The 21685-nt window shown below is 61.2% G+C and carries 22 protein-coding genes; 9 read left to right on the top strand and 13 right to left on the bottom strand.

The genetic code is table 11. The features are described 5' to 3' along the window. The first annotated feature begins 106 nt into the window (after positions 1-106). Genes rpl18a through ftsY form a run of 3 tightly spaced genes read left to right on the top strand, consistent with a single transcriptional unit; the run spans position 107 to position 1866 of the window. Positions 107-283 carry a 50S ribosomal protein L18Ae gene (gene rpl18a, locus C466_RS11920; protein WP_004595730.1) on the top strand — a complete coding sequence of 59 codons (177 nt, stop codon included), beginning with the start codon at positions 107-109 and terminating at the stop codon, positions 281-283. After that, entirely contained in the window at positions 283-741 is a 459-nt protein-coding gene (gene pfdA / locus C466_RS11915; protein ID WP_004595731.1) for a prefoldin subunit alpha, read from the top strand. The genes rpl18a and pfdA overlap by 1 nt, the downstream gene beginning before the upstream one ends. A 15-nt stretch (positions 742-756) precedes the next feature. Continuing rightward, positions 757-1866: a signal recognition particle-docking protein FtsY gene (gene ftsY / locus C466_RS11910; RefSeq protein WP_004595732.1), complete on the top strand. Its 1110-nt coding sequence runs from the start codon at positions 757-759 to the stop codon at positions 1864-1866. A 118-nt stretch (positions 1867-1984) separates the two neighbouring features. Here ftsY and C466_RS11905 read toward each other — a convergent pair whose 3' ends face one another. Continuing rightward, positions 1985-2857, bottom strand: coding sequence for a phosphatase PAP2 family protein (locus C466_RS11905; RefSeq protein WP_049908339.1), 873 nt, complete (start codon positions 2855-2857; stop codon positions 1985-1987). A 363-nt stretch (positions 2858-3220) separates the two neighbouring features. Between C466_RS11905 and C466_RS11900 the strand changes: the two genes are divergently transcribed. Beyond that, positions 3221-3745: a hypothetical protein gene (locus C466_RS11900; RefSeq protein ID WP_004595734.1), complete on the top strand. Its 525-nt coding sequence runs from the start codon at positions 3221-3223 to the stop codon at positions 3743-3745. Positions 3746-4061: 316 nt separating this feature from the next. On the opposite strand, the gene C466_RS11895 is transcribed toward C466_RS11900, so the two are convergent. Next, the gene (locus C466_RS11895) at positions 4062-5120 is read right to left on the bottom strand and encodes a PAS domain-containing sensor histidine kinase (protein ID WP_004595735.1); all 1059 of its coding nucleotides are present in this window, start codon (positions 5118-5120) and stop codon (positions 4062-4064) included. 359 nt (positions 5121-5479) lie between these two features. On the opposite strand from C466_RS11895, the gene C466_RS17670 reads away from it, so the two are divergent. The 3 genes from C466_RS17670 to ppk1 all read left to right on the top strand — a co-directional run bounded on the left by C466_RS17670 (position 5480) and on the right by ppk1 (position 9681). Continuing rightward, positions 5480-5698, top strand: a complete 219-nt coding sequence (locus C466_RS17670) for a DUF7511 domain-containing protein (protein ID WP_004595736.1) — start codon at positions 5480-5482, stop codon at positions 5696-5698. Next, positions 5661-6740: a hypothetical protein gene (locus tag C466_RS11885; protein ID WP_239641225.1), complete on the top strand. Its 1080-nt coding sequence runs from the start codon at positions 5661-5663 to the stop codon at positions 6738-6740. The genes C466_RS17670 and C466_RS11885 overlap by 38 nt, the downstream gene beginning before the upstream one ends. Positions 6741-7413: 673 nt before the next feature. After that, a complete protein-coding gene (gene ppk1, locus C466_RS11880) occupies positions 7414-9681 on the top strand; it encodes a polyphosphate kinase 1 (protein WP_080505957.1) in 2268 nt (755 codons plus the stop codon). Positions 9682-10337: 656 nt separating this feature from the next. Here the strand turns inward: ppk1 and C466_RS16165 are convergent. The 6 genes from C466_RS16165 to C466_RS11845 form a co-directional block, all read right to left on the bottom strand. Continuing rightward, positions 10338-11021: a metallophosphoesterase family protein gene (locus C466_RS16165; RefSeq protein WP_004595739.1), complete on the bottom strand. Its 684-nt coding sequence runs from the start codon at positions 11019-11021 to the stop codon at positions 10338-10340. A gap of 234 nt (positions 11022-11255) precedes the next feature. Continuing rightward, positions 11256-12425, bottom strand: coding sequence for an ABC transporter ATP-binding protein (locus tag C466_RS11865; protein WP_004595740.1), 1170 nt, complete (start codon positions 12423-12425; stop codon positions 11256-11258). A 2-nt stretch (positions 12426-12427) separates the two neighbouring features. Next, on the bottom strand, positions 12428-13312 hold the full coding sequence (locus tag C466_RS11860) for a carbohydrate ABC transporter permease (RefSeq protein ID WP_004595741.1): 885 nt from the start codon (positions 13310-13312) through the stop codon (positions 12428-12430). A gap of 1 nt (position 13313) precedes the next feature. Continuing rightward, positions 13314-14198, bottom strand: coding sequence for a carbohydrate ABC transporter permease (locus tag C466_RS11855; protein WP_004595742.1), 885 nt, complete (start codon positions 14196-14198; stop codon positions 13314-13316). Between the two features lie 79 nt (positions 14199-14277). Continuing rightward, positions 14278-15465 carry an ABC transporter substrate-binding protein gene (locus tag C466_RS11850; RefSeq protein ID WP_004595743.1) on the bottom strand — a complete coding sequence of 396 codons (1188 nt, stop codon included), beginning with the start codon at positions 15463-15465 and terminating at the stop codon, positions 14278-14280. 322 nt (positions 15466-15787) lie between these two features. Further along, positions 15788-16789 carry a glycerophosphodiester phosphodiesterase gene (locus C466_RS11845; RefSeq protein WP_239641223.1) on the bottom strand — a complete coding sequence of 334 codons (1002 nt, stop codon included), beginning with the start codon at positions 16787-16789 and terminating at the stop codon, positions 15788-15790. Between the two features lie 311 nt (positions 16790-17100). Here C466_RS11845 and C466_RS11840 point away from each other — a divergent pair, with 311 nt between their 5' ends. Next, positions 17101-17556, top strand: coding sequence for an arsenate-mycothiol transferase ArsC (locus C466_RS11840; RefSeq protein WP_004595746.1), 456 nt, complete (start codon positions 17101-17103; stop codon positions 17554-17556). 44 nt (positions 17557-17600) lie between these two features. Here the strand turns inward: C466_RS11840 and hcsS are convergent, their stop codons facing one another. The 5 genes from hcsS to C466_RS11815 form a co-directional block, all read right to left on the bottom strand. Beyond that, positions 17601-17825 carry a halo-CC-star protein HcsS gene (gene hcsS, locus C466_RS11835; RefSeq protein ID WP_004595747.1) on the bottom strand — a complete coding sequence of 75 codons (225 nt, stop codon included), beginning with the start codon at positions 17823-17825 and terminating at the stop codon, positions 17601-17603. Then, positions 17816-18232 carry a halo-CC-star protein HcsL gene (hcsL, locus tag C466_RS11830; RefSeq protein ID WP_004595748.1) on the bottom strand — a complete coding sequence of 139 codons (417 nt, stop codon included), beginning with the start codon at positions 18230-18232 and terminating at the stop codon, positions 17816-17818. The genes hcsS and hcsL overlap by 10 nt, the downstream gene beginning before the upstream one ends. Next, on the bottom strand, positions 18229-20169 hold the full coding sequence (gene arsA, locus C466_RS11825; protein WP_004595749.1) for an arsenical pump-driving ATPase: 1941 nt from the start codon (positions 20167-20169) through the stop codon (positions 18229-18231). Before arsA ends, hcsL begins: the two co-directional genes overlap by 4 nt. A 3-nt stretch (positions 20170-20172) precedes the next feature. Continuing rightward, the gene (gene arsD / locus C466_RS11820) at positions 20173-20502 is read right to left on the bottom strand and encodes an arsenite efflux transporter metallochaperone ArsD (protein ID WP_004595750.1); all 330 of its coding nucleotides are present in this window, start codon (positions 20500-20502) and stop codon (positions 20173-20175) included. Between the two features lie 176 nt (positions 20503-20678). Beyond that, positions 20679-21098: a cupin domain-containing protein gene (locus C466_RS11815; protein WP_004595751.1), complete on the bottom strand. Its 420-nt coding sequence runs from the start codon at positions 21096-21098 to the stop codon at positions 20679-20681. Positions 21099-21280: 182 nt separating this feature from the next. Between C466_RS11815 and C466_RS11810 the strand changes: the two genes are divergently transcribed. Next, positions 21281-21676, top strand: coding sequence for an ArsR/SmtB family transcription factor (locus C466_RS11810; protein WP_004595752.1), 396 nt, complete (start codon positions 21281-21283; stop codon positions 21674-21676). Positions 21677-21685 lie beyond the last annotated feature (9 nt).

Here is a 21685-nt window from a genome sequence, read left to right as displayed (position 1 = left end):
GAGACCGCTCCGCCGTCGTTCGAGGCCGATCCGTTCCGACCCCGGACGCCTCGCCGCCTGTCCCTTTTTAGGAAGATACTTCCCTGTCCCTGCCGGATCGGGGAACATGAGTACCTACACGGTGAGTGGACGGTTCCAGAGCCGAGACGGCGACCAGCCGTTCACGAAGGACGTTGAGGCGGAAAACGAGGACCTCGCCCGCGAGCGGATCTACACCACGGTCGGGAGTCAGCACAACCGCAAGCGTACCCAGATCGACATCGAGGAGGTGTCCGAGGCATGATGGGTGGCGGACAACAGCAGCTCCAGCAGCTCTCGCAGGAACTTCAGGAACTCGACGAGGAGATCGAGGCGCTCGAAGCCGAGATCGCGGACTACCGCGAGGAGAAGGCCGACATCGACGACGCGATCGAGGCCATCCAGACGCTCGACACGGGCGCGACCGTTCAGGTCCCGCTCGGCGGCGGCGCCTACCTCCGCGCGGAGGTCCAGGACATCGACGAGGTCATCGTCTCGCTCGGCGGTAACTACTCCGCGGAGCAGGAGCAGGACGACGCCATCGACGTCCTCCGGCGCAAGCAGGAGGCGCTCGACGACCGCATCGAGGAGACCGAGGAGGAGGTCGAGGAGCTCGAGTCCGAGAGCGACGAGCTCGAACAGCAGGCCCAGCAGATGCAACAGCAGATGCAGCAACAGCAGATGCAGCAGATGCAGCAGGCCGAGGAAGGCGACGGGGAGTAAGACGGAGACTATACCGTGTTCGACGGACTGAAAGACAAGCTCTCCGGCTTCCGCGAGGACGTCGAGGAGTCGACCGAGGGTGAGGACGAAGCGGCGCCAGACGACGAGGCGGCCGCCGAGAGCGACGAGACCGACGCCTCGACCGACCCCGTCGGAGAAGACAGCGACGCCGCCGCGGTCGAGACCGGTTCCGACGAGCCGACCGCGGACGGCGACTCGTCGTCGAACGACGACGAGCCGAGCACCTTCCAGCGCGCGAAGGCGTTCGCGACCGGCCGGATCATCATCGAGGAAGAGGACCTCGAGGAACCGCTGTGGAACCTCGAGATGGCGTTGCTCGAGAGCGACGTGGAGATGAGCGTCGCCGAGCAGATCCTGGACAGCGTCCGCGAGAGCATGCTCGGCGAGTCGCGAAAGCAGGTCGAGACGACGGGCGAGCTCGTCGAGTCGGCGCTTCACGACGCACTCCTCGACGTGATCGCGGTCGGCCAGTTCGACTTCGAACAGCGGATCTCGGAGGCCGACAAGCCGGTCACCATCGTCTTCACCGGCGTCAACGGCGTCGGAAAGACGACGAGCATCGCGAAGCTCTCGGAGTGGCTCGCCGACCGCGGCTACTCCTCCGTCCTCGCGAACGGCGACACCTACCGCGCGGGGGCCAACGAGCAGATCCGCGAGCACGCCGACCGGCTCGGCCGCGACCTGATCAGCCACGACCAGGGCGGCGACCCGGCGGCCGTCATCTACGACGGCGTCGAGTACGCGGAGGCGAACGACATCGACGTCGTTCTCGGCGACACGGCGGGCCGCCTCCACACGAGCGACGATCTGATGGCCCAGCTGGAGAAGATCGACCGCGTCGTCGACCCGGACATGACGCTGTTCGTCGACGAGGCGGTCGCGGGCCAGGACGCGGTCAACCGCGCGAAGGAGTTCGACGACGCCGCCGCGATCGACGGCGCGATATTGACGAAGGCGGACGCCGACTCCTCGGGCGGCGCGGCCATCTCGGTCGCGTACGTCACCGGGAAGCCGATCCTCTTCCTCGGCACCGGACAGGGGTACGACGACATCACGCTGTTCGACCCGGAAGACCTCGTCGAGAGCCTGCTCGACGAGGAGTAGCGCTCGGTCGCCCCCGAGCGACCGGCTTCTTCGCTCTCCCCGGCTCGCGAGCGGCGGCTCTGGGGGCGCACAGCGGCCCGATCGGTCAACGGTCGACCGGACCGATTCGTCGCTTCGATCAGTCGTCGCCCGCCTTCGGCTTTCGATCCGCCGACGGGCCGTCGAGGGGTTCGGGATCTCCGTCGGTCGACCGCCGCTCGACGCGGGTCACAATCCGCGCCCCGACCGTCGCCGAACCCGCGCCGAGGACGGCGCCGACGACGACGTCAGTCGCCCAGTGGATCCCGAGGAACATCGTCGAGTAGACGACGGCGGCGGCGAGGGTGCCGGAAATCCCGGCCCACCGCGGGAACCGGCGCCGGGAGCGCCACGCGACGGCGGCCACCGCCACCGAGAGCGAGGCGTGGAGCGACGGGAAGACGTTCGTGTTCGACGCGACCGCGGCGGTGAGCTCCTGCGTCTCCGGGTAGAACTGGTACATCAGCCCGTCGACCGAGTCGAGGTACTTGCGCGGCCCGTACCCGATGAACAGCGTGTAACAGAGGGTTCCGACCGCGTAGTTCAGCATGTAGGCGACGAGCAGTTCCTTCAGGTGTCGCCGTCCGCCCGCTCCGGCGAGGAAGTACACCGTCGGCCCGGCGACGAGGAGGACCGCGAACCCGAGCATGTACGCCACCGAGAAGGGTTCGAGCGTCGCATCCGGCGTCGCGCGCTGAAGCGCGGCCACGAACTCTCCCTCGATCGCGTACAGCTCGCCGGTGATGCGCCAGTCGAGCGCGCGGGAGAGCCGAATGCGGTACCCCTGGGTGAGCTGTTTGACCGCTAATAACCCCAGCGCCGCCGCGAGGTACGGGGCGACCTCGCGAGCGCGGCCGCCGAGGTCGTTCGTCGCGCGAGACAGCTGTCGAGGCCCGACACAGAGGAGGGCTGTGACCGCCGTCCCGACGGCTACCGAGAGGCCGGTGAGGGCGGTCACTCTGAGGAGCGCCATCGTCGTTTCCTCATCGTCTTCGCGACACATGAGTGACACGATGTTCGAGTACACCCGTCCAATTCGCTCAAGATCAGCGCGAGCGGCCGACCGAGCCGCTGATTCCCGCACCTTCGGCTGTGGCGGAGAGATCTCACCACTGCTGTGTGCGATGGCCCCGGCGTGACGAGGCACAACCTCGGAGGATGGATTCGATGCGTGCCTTCTATTCACGTCAGTCTGGCAGAATCGAAAGGAGAGCTGGTATATTAGCATCTGTTGTAATCCTCAGATGCTGACAGTAACCAGCTGCTGAATACAGAGGATACAACTGTCACCGACCGGTTGCGCTCAGTTATATTCCCACGCAGCGTTCAAGGCCGTATGGTCACGTGGCAGCAACGCTCGGTGACGTGGTGGTGGGATATGGGTGCCGGGGTCGTCACGGCGGCGGCGGCACTCGCCGCCTCCCTCCTTTATTTGCTCGTGGCGATGGTTGTCCCGTTACGGCTGTCGCCAGACGCGCAGTACTGGGTCGGACACGCGCCACAGTTCGCGTTTGTCGCGGGATTTGTGCTGGGCGCAATCGTCTGGCGACGGGTCATGTCTCGGGTATCTACTCCGGAACAGGGGGCCTTCGTGGGTAGCGCGATGGCCCTCGGAATCGTGGCACTCGTCCCAATACTGGCAGGAGTGTACGTACTACTGTTTCCACTCCTCTTCAGTATCGTTACCGGGCAGGGGTTACACTACGCAATACAGCTCTATCCGGAACCGCTGTGGACTGCTGTCGATGTTATTCGAACCGTCGCTACTGCGTGGAGTCCGCTGGTCGGTGCCCTGCTCGTTCCCCTCGGAGCGGTCACAGGGTGGGCCTCTCAGCGTCGCCGTCGGTTCAGTGGGCACTGACTGTGTTGACTCGTGAGCGGGCCGGTGTCCGCGGGCACGTTTGCCACTCACCTAACCGACTCGCGCGATATATTTAGTATGCCGCCGAAAACAAATCATCGTTTGAGGATTCCAACAGAGCCGCTTGCGATTATCAAGGTGACTCACAGGTGCGGTCGCCTCGATTGTCTTCGTGAACCCTCCCGTTTCGCCTCTGGACATATCGCTGCCGACAGAGCTCGGATCGATATTGAATGGAGCGAATTGGAGACCGATTCATGCTGACTGATGGAGGGTAACTCCCATTGAGACGTACGCGGCGTCGCGAACAGCGAACTCAATCGGTCGTCATCGAATCCGGGAGTTGCTTAGGCGGCAGGAGCAAGCAGACGGCGTTTCCCCCGGAATTCCGCGATTCGAACAACACCTCTCCGCCGAGCGATTCGACGCACCACTTCATCACGAACAGGCCGATCCCGGAGCCATGGGACGTGCTCGTAGTGACGGTCGGCGAAAACAGCGCGGCGATCTCCTCGGGTGGGATCGGCGGATTCGTGTCTTCGATGCGGATCTCCGCGCGACCGGTGTTGGGCGACGGGCCGACCGTTATCTCGACTGCCGGCGCCTCGTCGTTGCTGTGGACAATCGCGTTCTCAACGGCGTGTGCGAGCGCGTACTCGAACGCATCGTTGACGTCTATCCACATCCGTTTCCGTTCGCTGACTCGGATGTCCGCGTCGGGGTGTTCGGCGCCTATCCGATTCGCGATGTCCCGCACGGCGCCCGCGGCGGAAACCCGGGCGACGCTCGTCTGCGAGTCGGTCACCGCGTGTTCGATTTGTTTCACGGACGTCGCAATGTTCCCGAGCTTCTCTCCTCTGGAAAGAATGGTTGAGACCACTTCTTTGGGCGGTTCGCTCTCAGAGCCGTTCATCAACTGCTCCGCACATCCGATGATAATCGCGGCCTCGTTCCGGAGGTTGTGCCGAAGGACCCGCCAGAACAGCTCCGCTCGATGGTGGGTGTCGTAGTGACGCGTAATGTCCCGTACCTCGACGTGGACACAGCGGTCCGCCGTCGGACGCTGTCGAGAAGTAAACACCTGAATCCAGATGAGTTCGCCGTCCGCTCGTTTGGCTCGCCACACGAACTGCTGCGGGCTTCCGTTGGCGGCCCTAGAGAGTCGATTGTGGAACTCAGACTCGGTGTGTGGGTACGTGTTTGCCGTGTATTCGGCCACGGAGAGCTCACGCAGTTGGTCCGAACTGTAACCGAGGATTTCCTCCAGTCGCGCATTCGCGTCGATAACAGCCCCGGAGGCGGCGTCATAGATCGCCACACCGGTGTGGAGCGTATCGAGTACCGGGGATAGCGTCCCGCATTCGGGCGAGGACATACACCTGGGGATTTCACCGAGGCACGGTTTTCGTTGCTATGAGTGATATATATCGCTCCGTACGAAATCAGCGGCCGAACGGGCGTTCTCTGATCAAGAGAGAATCGAATTTGTATCAAACCGACTACGACATGATCGCCAATCTCCGGAGTTCCATCCGGATCCACGCCATAGCCGGATCATTTCAATCTGAAAAACCGTGATCTAAATGTCGGAGTGGACTCGTCTTCGTCGAGCGAGAACGGGCACCAAGGACCGGTCACGACGAGTATATATCCCACCGGTCGGCTTCTGACGCGTCCGTTCGCCTATTATAAGGGTTCAAGCACAGGCTGCCGAATAACTCGAACGAGTAACAGATGACAACAGATACCAACCGGAGGTCGAAGAACGACGAGACGACCGGGCGGAAATCGGTGAGTCCCGCGTTCACCGGTCTGGTACACCAAGTCGACAGGCGGTCGTCGGGTCCCGATCGGGTCACGGTGTTCCCGGCTGAGGCGACCGATGACGAGCGGCTGTCGACGTGGGTGACGGTGGATGTCGACTCCGTCGTCAAGCCCGAATGCTTCCGATAACCCCCCGGATGTACCGCGACTGCGGCGGGCGAGACGGTCGCGAAGCCCGACGCTGCCGGTCCCCGTCGAATCCGAAGCCCCGATCGACGCGGACTCGGATCTTTCGCCCGCCACCGATTCGGACGCCTCTACCGGTGACGGACGAATCCGAGGTGATCCGTCGGTGGGCATGAAACGACGGGAACTCCTCAACAAAACGCTGGACCGAGTCGCGCTCGGGGTCGTCGCTTCCTCGGTCCTCGAACTGTCCGATCTGTGGTCTGTGGCGCTGTCTCTTTCTGCGAGCGAGCCGACGCGGCCGACACCCATCGACGGGAAAGATTCGGTCGCTCGGGAACGGACCGCGGACGGCTACGCCATGACGTACGAGTGGACGGACCGGTCCGGGCGTGAGTGGCGTCTGGAGTTTCCGATCGAACGGTCCGCGTACAGAGAAGCGGCCGACGAGACGCACGGATATCTGAGTGGCTTCGAAGCGGCGAAGGCGAGCGCTCATGCCGAGCGGCTCACGGAGACGCTCGTCAACGCGAGCGCGATGGGCGAGAGTGCTCGACGGTCGCTCCCTGAGTCGGTCCTTCTCGACGGAGCGATCGGACTTGTACACTCGCTCGAATACGCGACGGATGCGGAATCGATGGGAGCGCCGGACTATATCCGAACCGTCGAGGAGACGCTTGTCGATGGCTGCGGTGACTGCGAGGACCTCACGTATCTGCTTGTCGGGATGCTTTCGCAGCCGGCGATCGGCTACCGGACCGCGATGGTGATCCTTCCCGGTCACATGCTGGTCGGCGTTCACAGGGACGACCTCCCGGCGGTGTACGCGGACGCGCCCACCCTCCCGGGAGGGACGTACGTCGCAATAGAGTGCACCACGTCTCGCCCGATTGGTGAGTTCAAAGACGAGCCCGTGCTAGCGGTGTACGGCGACGGCGTCGAATACATCGACCAGTCGGCGATCACCGACACGGGTGAGGAGTTCCTCCGAGACCCGACGCAGTTTCAGACGATTGCTGACGCGTCGGCGAAGCGCCCCCACTGACCGGAGCAACCGTGGTCAACAACTCCACCTTACTTCGCTCAGTCTACCGACTTCGCTCGGTGGGGGAGGATGTTATCCGTGAGCTTAGCCTCGATACGGACGGTTTCAAATATTATATATTAGTATATACAACTATTGATCGGGCTTCTTGTAGTTAGCGTAGCATCTGTAAGTCATGGAATCGGCTATGGTCCTTAGCTGTCCAGTTTGTAACGCCGTTCGCGCGCTCGAAGGGCGACGAAGCGAGTATTCGAAACAGGATCTGTACGCTCGCGTGAAGCCACATCTAGGTAGACACGATCTCAACGAGCCCAAAATGGCGATTCGAAAGTACGGGATCATTTCTAACGCTACTGAAATTGTCATCCCCTCAGAGACTACTCAGCGACTTCCGATCGGAGAGTGGATGGAACGCGACGACACATGGCTTCCCGATGGTGCCCTGTCCGGTGGCGAAGGGTCTCTGTCAGCACCCGAACCGTCAGTCGAGATCTCATCCCGCTAGTCCGATGTCGAAAGATAACCGATCCCAGTCAGGTGAACCCGAAAAATGAGTGCTACTCTCTCATTTGTAAGGTGTCGTTTCCGCTGACTCAAAAATGATAGGAATCTTTTAGTTTGACAGATACAGGAGCCGCGTCACGGTATCCACGTTCTCCTTGCGGGTGATTCTGTGACCGACAGAGACCTCACAGACCCAGAGTACTACCTCAACAGAGAACTCTCCGAACTGGCGTTTCAGGAGCGAGTTCTTCGAGAGGGAATGGACGATCGGAATCTGCCGCTCGAACGGCTCCGATTTCTCGCGTTCTTCACAAAAAACACGGACGAGTTCTTCATGAAGCGCGTCGGCGGACTCAAACAGCAGATCGACGCCGGCGTGACGAAGACGACGCCCGATGGACGGACACCGAAAGAGCAGTGGGTCGAAGTACTCGACACCGCACGCCCGCTCTTTGCGCAGCAGTCGGAATACTGGCAGTCTGTTCTCAAACCGACGCTCGCCGACGAAGGGATCGAGATCTGTACCCCTGACGAGTTACCCGAAGGAGATCAAGAACAGCTGCGGACGCACTTCGAGGAGTCTATTCTGCCGACACTGACGCCGCTCGCATTCGATCCCGCTCACCCGTTCCCGTTCATCTCTAACCTCTCGCTTTCGCTCGCTGTGCTCTCGTCGAACGGGGGCGAAGAGCCGACATTCACCCGGATCAAGATTCCGCCGAATCAACCCCGCCTCATCAGCGTTTCTGGCGAGGCTGACAGGTACGTTCTCATCGAAGACCTCATCGAACGTAACCTTGACCTGTTGCTCCCTGATCTCGATATCCGTGACGTATCGAAATTCAAGGTGACGCGAAACGCCGAGGTGCGGCGGAACGAAGAGGTCGCCGAAGACCTCGTCGATATGGTTGAGGAGGTCATCGAACAGCGACGCTTCGCGACGGTGGTTCGGCTGGAGGTTGACGCCGATATGCCCGATGAGTCACTGACGATTCTCAAAGATCAGCTCGGGGTCGACGACCGAGAAGTGTTCCACCGTGAGGGACCGATCGACTTCGAGGACTTCTTCGAGCTCATCGATCTCGATCGCCCCGATCTCAAGCCGCCGGCGTGGTCACCAAAGCCTCATCCCCGATTAGGCTCACTGGCGAGTGATACTAGAGACGAGACGAAGAGTATCTTTGACGAAGTTAAACACGGGGACATTCTCGCGCACCACCCGTATCACTCGTTCGAGGGGACGGTTCAGCGATTTCTCAACGCGGCCGCGACCGATCCCGACGTGCTCGCGGTGAAGGCGGCGATCTATCGAACCGCGAGCGACTCGAAGGTAATTCAGAGCCTTATAAATGCCGCCGACAACGGCAAGCAGGTCGCGGTGATGGTCGAACTGAAGGCTCGGTTCGACGAGAAAAACAACCTCGAATGGGTTCGGCAACTCGAAGAGGAGGGCATCCACGTCGCGTACGGGACTGTAGGGTTGAAGACGCACACGAAGACGGCGCTCGTCGTGCGTCGAGAGGACGATGGCGTTCAGCTCTACTCGCACATCGGCACCGGAAACTACCATTCAGGAACTGCGAAAGGGTACTCCGACCTGGGGTTGTTGACCGCTGATCGAGACATTGGGTTCGATCTCACGAAGGTGTTCAATTTCTTCACCGGACCGACGCTCGACGACCGCTTCCGAAAACTCTTGATTGCACCCGTAACGATGCGTGAGCGGTTCACGGAGATGGTCAGACGAGAGGCCGAGCATGCTCGTGCTGGTCAGCGGGCACGGATCGTGGTCAAAATAAACGGGCTTGAAGACCCGTCGATGGTCGAGGAACTCTATCGTGCTTCGATGGCCGGCGTCGAAATCGATTTGATCGTTCGAGATATCTGCCGGCTTCGTCCCAGTATTGAAGGACTAAGCGAGAATATCACCGTCCACTCGATCGTCGGCCGATTCCTCGAACACGCTCGGATATTTTACTTCGAGAACGGAGGCAGTCCCGAGTGGTACATCGGCTCCGCCGATTGGATGACCCGGAATCTCGATTATCGAGTAGAAGCGGTCACGCCGGTCGAAGACACGCAACTGCGCGAACAGCTCCGATTCATTTTGGAGGCGTCATTAACAGACAATCGCCGTCGGTGGGTGATGCAGAGCGACGGAACCTACGAAGCGGTCTCTTCGGACGACGACCCGGTTCGAGACATCCAAGAGATACTGATGGCAGCTACGGAAGCAGCACTCGATCACGGCTACGGACCGGGGATGATTGTCGATACGGATCTAATCGAGGAAGCGCTTCTCGTTGAAGATGTCACGGAGATCGAGACGGACGCGAGATCCGAGGTGTCGGACGAAGCCGATCTCGATACCGATGAAAAACAAACTCACTCGGATGGGGGAGACGTGTCCGTGTTCGACGTATACTCCGATCACTGATACCGTCCTGATAGCGAGACGTACGACTGGGCTGTTCGGACGGCGGAGGGCGACCGACGATACTTCAAAACGCGCGACGGAGCACGGAACCGTCTTCAGACTGAGTACAAGTGACTACGTTCATGAGGAGTTCGCTATTTGAGAGTCAGATACTCTCCGATCGATCCTTGATCGATGAAGGTCTCAGTGTCGCTACCGGTGTACTCGTTCTTTGTGCGGCAACCGTAGTAGCGTACGCTGTCCTTCGAATCGGCTACGCTGGTGACGGAATCAGCGCCGGGGCCTACAATTTCGCTTCGAATGTCGTTCTGTCCGGTAGCGTCCTCGGTGGGGCCCTGATCGCTGGAGTGCTCGGTTGCGAGCGTGTGAGCATCTTGATCAGCGTTCTGTTGGGACTGGCTCCAGTTGTGGGAATCTGTCTCGGCTCATTGGTGACTGTTGCTCTCGGTATCGGGTATTACGACTCGGGACCGGCTTCTCTTTTCACCGGCCTCCTTCTGTTCTGTTCCGTGGCGAACGGAATCGCATGGACACTAGGCCGAGTGTTTCGTTAATCGCCCGCTATCGTTCCACTTCGGATAGTGGCTAAGAGGGTCACAAAAGAACTAGTTTGGGAAATATCTCTCTTCTATCGAGGATCGAATAAATAGAGCCGCTCAGGCCGGATCGACAATTTTCGAGTTGGCGCGTTCTTGATGCGTCTTCGCCTCTACGGTGTGGAATTCGTCATTCCGGTAGTCGTACGCGGTGAGCGTTCCGCCGTAGACGCAGCCGGTATCAAGGCCGACGGCATGTTCTCGCTCCACCGGGTGGTCATGAACAGTGTGGCCGAAGAAGACGCGATAGGGCCCCTCATAATCATCATACCAAAACGGTCCGTCGTACCCATCACCATGCGGGGAACGCATCGTCAGCAGCTCTTCGACGGTGTGGTCAGCCAGCGACCGTTGAGGATCGATGCCACCGTGGACGACGAGCACTTCGTCGAATGAGATGGCAACCGGAAGTGATTGGAAATACTCGCGGTCACTCTCGCGGAGCCAGTCCGGGTTCTTGTCGCCGCGCACAATCTTCTGCTCATTGTTTCCACGGACACTGACGAGACGCGAATCCTCACGAACGAGATCGATAACACCAGGACTGTCCGGCCCTTTTCTGACGAGGTCACCGACGAAGACGACAAGATCGTCGCCCGCTAATTCGAGGTCGGTGAGGAGCCGTTCGAGAATCTTTCGGCTCCCGTGGACATCTCCGACGATGTAGATCTTCCCGTAGCTGTCGATTTTGAACCGTTCATGTTGTGCTTCAACACCGTTACCGAACTGTGGTTTCGTGTTCATGTGGGTGGGTCCAGAGCCGAAACAGTTCGTCTGAGGATCGGACTCAAATAGAGGTATTACGCTCCCGAATTAATCAGTTTGTATTAGTAGACTATACTGCTATGTAGTTCTCGATGGCGAAGTGTGCGGGTTGACTGACCCTTTCTCGACTGTTCTATTGCGTTTATTCTGCGGCTCTAACATCGAGGTAAGAGCTTGAGGCCGCCTACCGCGACGGGTCGTCTACTAAGACTGTCATCCGTGATCCGCCGCTGCGGCCGCGCTCTCGCTCGAAGCGTACGACTCGGAGTGATAGAGCGCGTCACCGGACTCTGGATCGAACAGGTGTAGCCGAGCTGGGTCGTACGCGATCGAAACCGTGTCGTCGGGGCGGATCTCGGACCGTGCCTTCGCCTGGATCTTACAGGGTGTCTCCCCGATCGAGCAGTGTAACAGCAGGCTATCACCGAGCGGCTCGGTCACGTTCACGGTCGCGTTGAGCGTCTCGTCGCCCGTGTTGGGCCGGTCGGTCGCCATGTACAAATCCTCCGGACGCACGCCGAGTACGGCCCGCTGTCCGTCGCGAATCGACGCATCTCCGCTCTCCTTCGCGCCGTTCCGAACACCCCCGTCGGCGTTCGGAAGCTGGATCGTAAACGCGTCGTGAACGGCGGTCCCGTTCTCGATGTCAACAGGGAGCATGTTCATCGCCGGGTCGCCAATAAACTCGGCGACGAACCGGTTTGCCGGGAAATCGTACAACGTCTGAGGCTCGTCGACCTGCATGATCCGCCCGTCGTTCATCACGACGACGCGCTCGCCGAGTGTCATCGCCTCCGTCTGGTCGTGGGTCACGTACACGGTTGTTGTCCCGAGTGAGGTGTGTAGCTGTGCGAGCTCTGCGCGCATCTGGATGCGGAGCTTCGCGTCGAGGTTCGAGAGCGGCTCGTCCATCAGGAACGCGTCGGGATCGCGAACGATGGCCCTCCCGAGGGCCACTCGCTGGCGCTCCCCGCCAGACATCGCCTGCGGCTTCCGGTCGAGCAGGTCGGCGATATCGAGCGTCTCCGCGGCCTCCTCGACGCGCCGGTCGATCTCCTCGTCAGTGAAGTCGCCGCTCGATTTCATGCCGAAGGTGATATTTCGCCGCCCGGTCATGTGCGGGTACAGCGCGTAGTTTTGGAACACCATCGCGACGTTCCGGTCCTTCGGTTCGACGGCGGTGACGTCTCGACCGTCCATGACGATCTCGCCGTCGGTCGCGTCTTCGAGGCCGGCGAGCAGCCGGAGCGTCGTGCTCTTGCCGCAGCCGCTCGGGCCAACGATGACGAGGAACTCCCCGTCGACGATCTCGAGGTCGATCCCGTTGACTGCGACGACGTCGTCGAACTCCTTCCGGAGGTTGTGTAGTGTTACGGTTGTCATTGTCACTTCTGTTGGATACTGAACGTCTCTAACAGCGGCTTTCGGAACACGATCATCAGGAGCAGCGGGGGTAAAAGCGTCAGCGTGGAGCCGGCCATCACGAGCGACCACGAGAGCTGTCCGCCCTGTACGTCGCCCTGTAACAGCTGGAGGCCGACCTGCGCGACCTGGTTCGCCTCGGAGTCGATGATGATCAGCGGCCAGAGATACTGGTTCCACGCGTAGACGAACATGATGATCGAGACGCCGACGAGGACCCCCTTCGACATCGGAAGCAGCACGAACAGCATGAACTTCAGCGGGCCGACGCCGTCCAGCTTCGCCGTCTCGACGATGGACGTCGGGATCGACAGGAAGTGCTGGCGGAGGATGAACACCGTCGTCGCGCTCGCGAGGTATGGGACCGTGATTGCGAGGATCGTGTTGCTCCACCCGAGGTCGTTCATCAGCTGGAACAGTGGGATGAACCGGACGGGAACCGGCAGAAGCAGTGTGAACAAAATAAACAGGAACACGAGGTCCTTGTACGGGACCCGGTAGTAGACGATCGCCATCGCTGCGAACACCGAGATGATGAGCTTCCCGACGACGATCACGACCGACATCGCCAACGAGTTCCACATGAAGCGGCCGAACTGATAGTCCACGAGCACTTCGCGGTAGTTCTCAACGGCGTAACCCCCGGGGAGGAGGTCGACGACGCTGGTGACGACCCCGGACTGTTTCGTGCTGACGGCCAGCGCGACGGCGATCGGGAACACCACCGCCACGACGAGGAGCAGGAGCTGGAAGTGGGTCCCGAGATCGTCTTCGTGGATCCGCTGCGTCTCGTAGTTGCCTCTCAGCGCGTCGACCCGCTGTTTCGCGTATTGGAGTACTCCAACCATCTTAGCCACCGTAATATGAGTATTTGTCCGTAATCTGGAACTGGACGAACATCAGCACGCCAACGATGACGAACAACACGACCGACTTCGCGGAGGCGATGCCGAAGTTGAAAAAGGAAAATCCTTCTTGGTACAGGTTGAATATCAGGATGTTCGTCGCGTTCGACGGCCCGCCGCTCGTGAGGAGGTCGACGAACGCGAACGTGCCGAAGAAGGCGTAGATCGTGTTGATGATGACGAGGAAGAATATCGTCGGCGTCATGATCGGGATGTACACAGACACGAGCCGGCGCAGCCCGCCGACTCCGTCCAGTTCGGCGGTCTCCGTGAGCGTGTCCGGCACGTTGTTCATCGCGGCGATCATGAATATCACATTGTAGCCGATCTGTTTCCAGATGGCCGCCAACGCCACGACGACGAACGCCTGCGACCCGTTGTTGAACCAGTCGACTTCGACGCCGAGCGACTCGATGGGCCCCGTCAGCACGCCGAGTGTTGGGTGAGTAATAAAGAGGAACACGAGCGCGCCGACCGCCGGCGGAAGCGCGTATGGCCAGATCACGGAAATCAGGTAGAGCCCCTGACCCGTGTCGACCTCGTGGATGAGGAAGGTCAGATACAGCGACACGACGACGACGCCGACGACGACGACGGCCGCGAAGACCACCGAGATGATAATGCTCTGATGGTACCCCGAACTGGTCAACAGCTCGACGTAGTTCTCGAGCCCGACGAACACCTCGGCCCGTCCGAAGCTTGAGTCGAAGAAGCTGGTCCGAAACGCCAGCGCCGTCGGGTAATAGAGGAACACCACCGTGACGAGGAGCGTCGGCAGCAACAGCAACCCCGACTCGATCCGACTGTCGAATATTTCGCGTGTGGACATTCGTGTGAGATGACGTTGTGTGGGTTGGATGGGGCGTGGGTTCGAATTGTTTAGAGCTGGCGTGCGTCGGTCGGCCTCGTCAGTTGTAGTAGCCGTCCAGCACGTCTTCGACCTCCGTTTTGAGCGCTTCAACCTCGGCGTCCATGTCGTCGGCGTTCAGGATGTCGACGGACTTGTCCTGGATCACCGTCTGAACGTTCCGCGCCGGCCCGAGGAGCGCGCGCTTCGTTGCCGGGTCGCTCGCATCCCCGCTCTGGAGCTGATCGAGAGCGACGCCGTACATCGGGTTCTCTTCGAACCAGCCCTCCTCACGAAGCGAGTCGACCGACGGCTGCGTGATCGGGTAGTACCCCGACCCCTTGTGCCACTGCGTCTGGACCTCCGGTTCGGACATGTACTGTAAGAGCTGGCCGATGTCCTCGTACCGCGACTCGGGGAGCCCGTCAGGTACGTAAAACGAGGCGCCACCGATCACAGGACCGACGCGCGTGTCGCTGATGCTCGGATACGGGGCGGCGCCGACCTCGAAACCGTCTGAGTCTGCAATGAGTCCGGCGACTGACGCGGTGCTTGTCAGCAGCATCGCCGACTCCTGTTCGGTGAAGAGCGACGTGGCTTCGCCCCACGCCTCAATCCCCGGATTCGTGTAGAGGTCGTCTTCGGCCATCCCCCTCCACCACTCGAACATGTCGTAGGCCGCGTCCGGCGTTCGGAACTCGGAGGGCTCGCCGGCGTGGCCGTTCTCGGCGTCCGTCATCAGCTCGCCTTCGAACCCGTACCACGTCTCAACGAACCACACGTGGTTCGGCCAGGTGATCCCGAACTGCGTCACGTCTTGGTCGACGAGTTGCTCCGATGCGCTCCTGACCTCGGCCAGCGTCTGCGGCGGGTCGTCGGGGTCGAGCCCGGCCTCCTCGAAAGCGTCCCGGTTGATGTACATGATCGCGTTGGAGTTGTTGAACGGGAGCGAGGCGAGCTCACCGTCAACGGTGAAGAACTCAGCGACGTTGTCGAGGAAGACGCCCGAATCGAAGTTGTCGGGGAGGATCTCCTCGACGGGTCGGACTTGGTCCGTGTCGAGCACCTGCTGTGCGAACAGGCTGTCAACTTGGAGCATGTCCGAGACGTTCCCGGAGTCGAACGCGGACAGGGTGTTCGTCAGGACGTTCTCGTAGCTGTCTTGGAACTCCATGTTAACTGGTTTCCCCGTCTCGTCTTCGAAGTCAGACCCGATCTGGTCGAGCGTCTCCCCGTTCGTCCCGCCCATAGCGTGCCAGACGGTGAGTTCCTCGGCGATCGGAGAGAACTCCGCTCCGCCGCTGCCGCTGCTGCCTCCGAGACAACCGGCAAGACCTGTCGCCGCGGCGAGCGCGGCGCCAGTGGTCGTGAGGGTGTTCCGCCGTGAGATACCATTTGAACTCCCGCGAGTTGGAGCCATACACGCCAACCATTCCGAACGAAGTTCATAACCGTTGATAATAGTTCTCCCGAGCGGCACGGTTCAATCCATGTTAACATACACTAGTCAATAGGTATACATACCTCCACGTATCGCTCCGGAACATAGCCGACGGTTCGGCGGCCGAAGCTCACTCCGACAGCAGCGTCGAGTAGTCGGCGATGAGCCCGTCGACGCCGGCCTCGACGAGGCGTTCCGCCTGATACCACGTCTCGACCGTCCAAACGTTGACCGCGCGGCCGTCTGTCCGAGCGGCTTCGACGATGTCGGTGCCGCCGAACCGCGAGTCGTCGAAGAAGGGAGTCCGTCGGACCATCTCCGCAGGCGGGTGAACCGCCGCGGCGTCGTACCGCTCGGCGATGGAGATCCCGTCCTCAACCGAGTCCCACAGGATCGGCGCGACCGGGTACGTCGACCGCTCGGCTGCGACCGCGACCGCCGCTTCGTAGAATGACGAGAGGAGGACCTCGTGATCGGTCGCGTCCAGTGCTGCGAGAACTCGGTCGACGAATGGGCCCCAGATCGATTTCCGCGCTTCGAGATCCCTCTCAGAGAGCTTCTCCCCGAACCGGAGCGACCCGCTGCCCGGGTTCTTCAACTCGACGTTGACGCCGACATCCGTCGGGATCGCAGCGAGCATCTCATCGAGCCGGGGCACTGTCTCTCCGCTTCCGAGCACCTCTGCGCTCGTGACCGTCTCCGTATCCGTCTCCCACACGACGCCGTCGACGTCCGTAACCCCCGGCTCGTCCCCGTCGCGACCCGCGAGCTCGTCGTCGTGGAACACCACGACATCGCCCTCACTGGTGGCGACGACATCGAACTCGACGAAATCGGCGCGGCCGCCGGGGCCGTCCTCACGCGTTGCCGCCCGCGCCGCTGTAAGCGTGTTCTCGGGGTTTTCTCCCGCAAAACCCCGATGCGCGACGAGCGTCAGGTTGTCCGTTGGCGAGGGAGGTGGGTCGTCGGTCACAGTTTGGGTGTCCTCATTGGTCCCGCCGTCGGTCAGTCGACGTGCGCCACGCGCGACGGCGAGGCCGCCGATCCCCGCCGCGCCCGCGGTCCCGACTAATACTGCTCGACGACGGTGGGAGCTGGCATCCGGGCAGGCGTCCCCGTCGACGCTCCTCACGTCGGCCCCGGCGGCGACGCCTTCTTCAATCTCCTCGCAGCGAGATCCAGACGAGACCCCACACGCTGGACACGCTAACCGATCAAAGCGATCCATAGGCTGATAACGAGATCGTGGTAATTAACGGCTGCTATGAGTGGTATTGACCGATACGTAATCGGCGAGCGAGCGTCCCGTCGACTTGAGAACTTATATGTGATGTATATACGTCTCAATAGCTCAACACGGGTCTGAGAGTACTTCTCAGATTGCCTACCAAGACCGCTATGCCTGAAGTAACAGCTATACCGATCCCACTCGCTTGTGGAGGTGTGACTGAATCCGATGAGCGGACGGACCACCAGATCGCGTTCGTGTGCGTCCAAAACGCAGGACGGAGCCAAATGGCGGCGGCGTTCGCTGAGCGCGAGCGCGACCGTCGCGGTGTGGGCGATCAGCTTACGATCGTTACCGGTGGCACACAGCCTGCGAACCACGTCCACGAGATCGTCGTCGAAGCAATGAGAGAGCGAGACATCGATCTCAGCGACCGAACGCCGCGAGAGGTGACGCCAGACGAGCTACAGGCGGTCGATATCGTCGTCACGATGGGGTGTTCGGCATCGGATGTATGCCCGGCAACGTGGAACGGCGAGAATCGCGATTGGGGGCTCGACGATCCCCACGAGCGCCCGATCGAGCAGGTTCGGGAGATCCGTGACGAGATCGAAGAACGTGTCGTCTCGCTGTTCGACGAACTCCTGTCGCAAACTCCGTCCGCGGAGTGACAATTGGCAGGGTCGTCAGCCGGAATGACCCCTGTCGACCTCCGCTAACAGCAGCCGTCGTCGTCGGCGCCGCAGACGCTCCCGTAGTCGACACCGGTCTCGTCGCCGATCGCTTCGTTACACTGCATCACCATCGTGGTGAACGCGAACTCCGAGGAGGACTCTTTCGCCGCCGCAAGCTCTTCGCCGAGCGCCTCGGCGGCCGCGACGACCTCTTCGTCTGTCACTTCGGACTCGCTGGCGTCCTGACCGGAAGCGCTCAACAGCACCCACCTCCGGTGGACCGCGCGAACTCCTCGCCGATCTCGTCGCTGATGGCGTCGTTCGTTCGCTTGAGCAGTTCTATCAGATCGGCCTGTGCGGCCTGCTGACGCTGGATCGTCTCGTTGTTCGACATTTCGGTCTGGAGCTGCTTCAGCTCGGCCATCACCGACTCGTCGAAACCGCCGCGTTGCATCTGCTGTTGCTTTCGCTGGTACTCGCGGAGCAGCGCCATCGCGTCGTCATCGTCCTGTAACGCCTCGTCGGCCGCGACGAACCGCTGATACGTCTCAGACTCGTCGAGCGTGTCGAGGAACTCGTGGAGCGCCGCCTCAATGTTGGCTTCTACGTCTTCCTCAGTAGACACGCCCACGCTGTCCTCGGCCGCACCTTCCACGTCCTGTGCGTCGCTCACGAGGGCGTCACCTCCGGTGCGTCCGCTTCGACAACGTCTGCGAGTCCGGTAATCTCCTCACCGAAGGCGCTGAGTTCGTCGAGCCCAATCGGTTCGTCCTGCCGGAGCGGCGCCAACATCAACGGCGCGTCGAACCGGTCACGGATCTCGTCGAGATACTGCGCCTGCTGAGCGCGCCGATTCGCGAAGAAGGCGTTGTCGCCGTACTCCTCGGGGAGGAGGTAGTTGGCGACGACCAGCGAGGTCTCGATGCCGACCTGATCTTTGAGGTCGGCGGCGGCCCGGTAGGCTTCCATCATAGGCGTGTACTCGGGGTACATCACGAACGCGAACGTGCTCCGTTCGGGGTCTTTCATCGTCTCGATGACCTCGTCGTACTGGTCGCCTTTGGCGGGGGCAGCCCCCTTCGTCAGCGAGCCGAGGTCCATGAACCCCTTCCAGTCGGAGGGAAGTTCGAGCAAGCGAAGGGTGTGGCCTGTCGGCGCCGTGTCGAAGACGACCACGTCGTAGCCGTCCTCGTCGAAGTAGCTCACGAACTTTTCGAGCGCGGCCATCTCCTCGGCACAGGGCGATTCCAATTCCTCTTCGACGTTCGCGATCGCGGCGTCGACGTCGATCTGCGTGTCCTCTTTGTCCTCGTACATCTCGGTGACATGGTCGAGGACTTGCTCGCGGTACTCCGCAAGCGCTTTTTCTTGGTCGATTCGCGCCGCGTCGAGGTTCTCCTGGCCGACCGAGGTGGGTTCGTGGCCCACGGGCTCACCGAAGATGTCCTCTAAGTGCGCGGCCGGATCGGTCGTGACGACAAGCGTCTCGTGGCCCGCCTCAGCGAGTTTCGTCGCTGCCGTCGAGGCGACCGTGCTCTTGCCGACGCCGCCCTTCCCGGTGAAAAAGAGGTACTCCGTCTCCTCGCCCGGCGTGAGCTGGTCGACAACCGCGTCGGCGTCCGCCATCGAATCGAACTCGACCGCACCGTCAGCGTCCACGTCGGTCGCGGTCCCGACGTCGACGGTCGCCTCCGTGCCGTCGTAGAGGACACCGCCCACGTCAGCGAGCAGGTCGAGCCCGGCTATCTCGCCGGGCTGGAGCGGGTATGTCGCCGTCGCGTCCGCGTCGAACTCCTCGCGGGCGCGCTCGATAACGGCCTGCTCGTCCGCGCGTTTCCCCTCGAAGAAGGGGTCCTCGCACACCGACTCTGGGAGGTAGCCGTTGAGGATCAACAGCTGCGACTCGATCCCGAGGTCGCCGAGGTCGCTCGCGCTGCGTTCGATCTCGTCGATCGAGGAGTCCTCCGGCTTGCCGACGAAGGCGAAGGAAGTGCGCTCGTCGTCCTGGAGCGTGTCGATCGCGCGCTCGTAATCCTGTTTCTTGTCCTCCATCGAGGCCGCCGGCCCGATACAGGTCGAGCCGCCCTTCTCGAGTTCGGCGTTCCAGTCGGAGGGGAGCTCCATCAGCCGGATGGTGTGGCCCGTCGGTGCGGTGTCGAAGACGACGACGTCGTACTCCGGGCTGTCCATGAAGTCGACGAAGTTGTCGAAGGCGGCGATCTCCTCGACGCAGGGGCTGTTGAGCTGCTCTTCGACCGTCTGGATCTCCTCTTCACCGAGCAGTTCGCGCATCGGCTCGATCGTCTCCTGGCGGTACTCCTCGGCGGCGGTGTCCGGGTCGATCTCGATCGCCGAGAGGTTCTCGATCCCGTCGATCGCGGTGACCTCATGGCCGATCGACTGCCCGAAGATGTCCGAGAGATTCGGGGCGGGGTCGGTGGTCACCAGCAGCGTCTCGTAGTCGTTGTCGGCGAGCCACGTCGCGGTCGCACAGCTCACCGTGCTCTTGCCGACGCCGCCCTTCCCGCTGAAGAAAACGAACTCGGTTTCGTCGCTACTCGGTTCGACGACCTCACGCGCGCTCGTCGCTGTCGACTGTGATTGTGCCATTTATTAGGCCTCCTGTGGCGCGGCGTTGCCGTCGATGGCCGCGGTCAGTTCGTCGTACGAGAGGTACTCGCCCTCGGCGACGATCTCGTCGTTGACGACCGTGATAGGGAGAATCGACGGTCCGTCCTCCTGAACGCGGTCGTAGATCCGCTGCGTTTCGAGGAACTGATCGATGTTGTGCTGCATGTTCGCCCGGTTGACTTCGAGCTCGTCGAACGCGTCTTCGAGCTGGTCAAGCGCCGCGCTGACCTCAACGAGTTCGTCGTCGGGGTCGGGACCGCAGACGCCGGTGGAGCAACACATCGCTTCTTCGTACAGGGTAAGTTCGGTCATGATTGAGTCGGATCGCGGTCGTACGTCTGACGTATCGTTCACAGCAGGACACGTTTGTTTGTCCTCTCTGTGGCCGATTCATTTGAACAAACTCTCATACAATTATAAGCTCTTCGGTCGGATATCTCCACATCGGTCGCACAGTCATTTCATCTTGAACGGCCGAGACCCCCCGATCACCCGATAAATCCGTTGGTGGCCCACGATCCTGGGTCGTCGACACACGTCGTGGTTCGACACTTCGACGCCGGGGCACTCACGAGGACGAGCGCACTTTCGACATCACCGTTCTGGATCTGCCGCGCCGCAGTCGGCGGAATCCAAACCGCGTCGCCGGCTTCGAGTTCGACGGATTCGTCGTCGATAACGACGGTAGCTTCACCCTCTAAGAGGACGTATATCTCCTCGTGATCCTCCGCGGCGTGGTCATGCGACTTATTCCGCCATCCGGGTTCACAGCGCGCGATTGACACGCCGACCTGCTCGCTATCGAGCGAGTCAGTAAGCGGCCGCATCGCGCCCGAGGTGGTCTCGATGTCGGTGTAATTGACCCGTTTGTAGGAACCGGTCACGGCGAACACCCTGTAGCGGCGCATTCGGTCGTATCGTTGCTCGAGCCTGCCGAGATGGTCGTTGTCGACCGCCAGACACCTGCCACAAGTCTCGTCTCTTTCACACGAGACAATATTTGAGAGATTACTATATTGTTTTCGCTGTCCAGCTATCAGTTGAGACGGCGCTCCGCAACGTTTAATCCCAGCTTGGTTCAATTGTTTGTATGTCATCTACCGAGCGTTTACAGCGGTACGTCGCCGACGAATGTGGCTCCTGTACAGATGAAGATCTCGCCGACCGGTTAGCGGAGCTAGAAGAACTGAACGAGAGCGTCGGCGGGTCGGACCTGGAGACCGATATCGAGCTACTGTCGGCGCTCGGCAACGAGACCCGATACAAGATCGTTCGGATGCTTCACGCGGCTGATGACGAGGAGCTATGCGTGTGTGAGCTCTCGCCGCTCTTGGACGTGAGCGACAGCGCAATCAGCCACGCCCTCTCGCAGCTCACTGATGCTGGCCTCGTCACGCGCCGGAAGGAAGGGAAGTGGCGGATGTATCGCGCCACGCCGCGTGCGAACGCGGTCCTCGTCGCTCTCGACGGGTCGCGGTCGCTGTAAGAAGGTTCC

The organism is Halorubrum distributum JCM 10118 (assembly GCF_000337335.1).
Taxonomy (GTDB): domain Archaea; phylum Halobacteriota; class Halobacteria; order Halobacteriales; family Haloferacaceae; genus Halorubrum; species Halorubrum distributum.
Note: the sequence above shows the minus strand (reverse complement) of the source record. Positions and strands in the feature narration are given on the sequence as shown.

Excerpts from the sequence above, each read along its gene's own strand:
- C466_RS17670 (WP_004595736.1), top strand. The coding sequence starts at position 5,480 with ATGACAACAGATACCAACCGGAGGTCGAAGAACGACGAGACGACCGGG.
- C466_RS11895 (WP_004595735.1), bottom strand. The coding sequence starts at position 5,120 with ATGTCCTCGCCCGAATGCGGGACGCTATCCCCGGTACTCGATACGCTC.
- C466_RS16165 (WP_004595739.1), bottom strand. The coding sequence starts at position 11,021 with ATGAACACGAAACCACAGTTCGGTAACGGTGTTGAAGCACAACATGAA.
- arsD (WP_004595750.1), bottom strand. The coding sequence starts at position 20,502 with ATGACCGAACTTACCCTGTACGAAGAAGCGATGTGTTGCTCCACCGGC.
- C466_RS11860 (WP_004595741.1), bottom strand. The coding sequence starts at position 13,312 with ATGGTTGGAGTACTCCAATACGCGAAACAGCGGGTCGACGCGCTGAGA.
- C466_RS11900 (WP_004595734.1), top strand. The coding sequence starts at position 3,221 with ATGGTCACGTGGCAGCAACGCTCGGTGACGTGGTGGTGGGATATGGGT.
- pfdA (WP_004595731.1), top strand. The coding sequence starts at position 283 with ATGGGTGGCGGACAACAGCAGCTCCAGCAGCTCTCGCAGGAACTTCAG.
- C466_RS11865 (WP_004595740.1), bottom strand. The coding sequence starts at position 12,425 with ATGACAACCGTAACACTACACAACCTCCGGAAGGAGTTCGACGACGTC.
- C466_RS11810 (WP_004595752.1), top strand. The coding sequence starts at position 21,281 with ATGTCATCTACCGAGCGTTTACAGCGGTACGTCGCCGACGAATGTGGC.
- C466_RS11855 (WP_004595742.1), bottom strand. The coding sequence starts at position 14,198 with ATGTCCACACGCGAAATATTCGACAGTCGGATCGAGTCGGGGTTGCTG.
- C466_RS11850 (WP_004595743.1), bottom strand. The coding sequence starts at position 15,465 with ATGGGCGGGACGAACGGGGAGACGCTCGACCAGATCGGGTCTGACTTC.
- rpl18a (WP_004595730.1), top strand. The coding sequence starts at position 107 with ATGAGTACCTACACGGTGAGTGGACGGTTCCAGAGCCGAGACGGCGAC.
- arsA (WP_004595749.1), bottom strand. The coding sequence starts at position 20,169 with ATGGCACAATCACAGTCGACAGCGACGAGCGCGCGTGAGGTCGTCGAA.
- C466_RS11815 (WP_004595751.1), bottom strand. The coding sequence starts at position 21,098 with ATGCGCCGCTACAGGGTGTTCGCCGTGACCGGTTCCTACAAACGGGTC.
- C466_RS11905 (WP_049908339.1), bottom strand. The coding sequence starts at position 2,857 with ATGGCGCTCCTCAGAGTGACCGCCCTCACCGGCCTCTCGGTAGCCGTC.
- C466_RS11885 (WP_239641225.1), top strand. The coding sequence starts at position 5,661 with ATGTCGACTCCGTCGTCAAGCCCGAATGCTTCCGATAACCCCCCGGAT.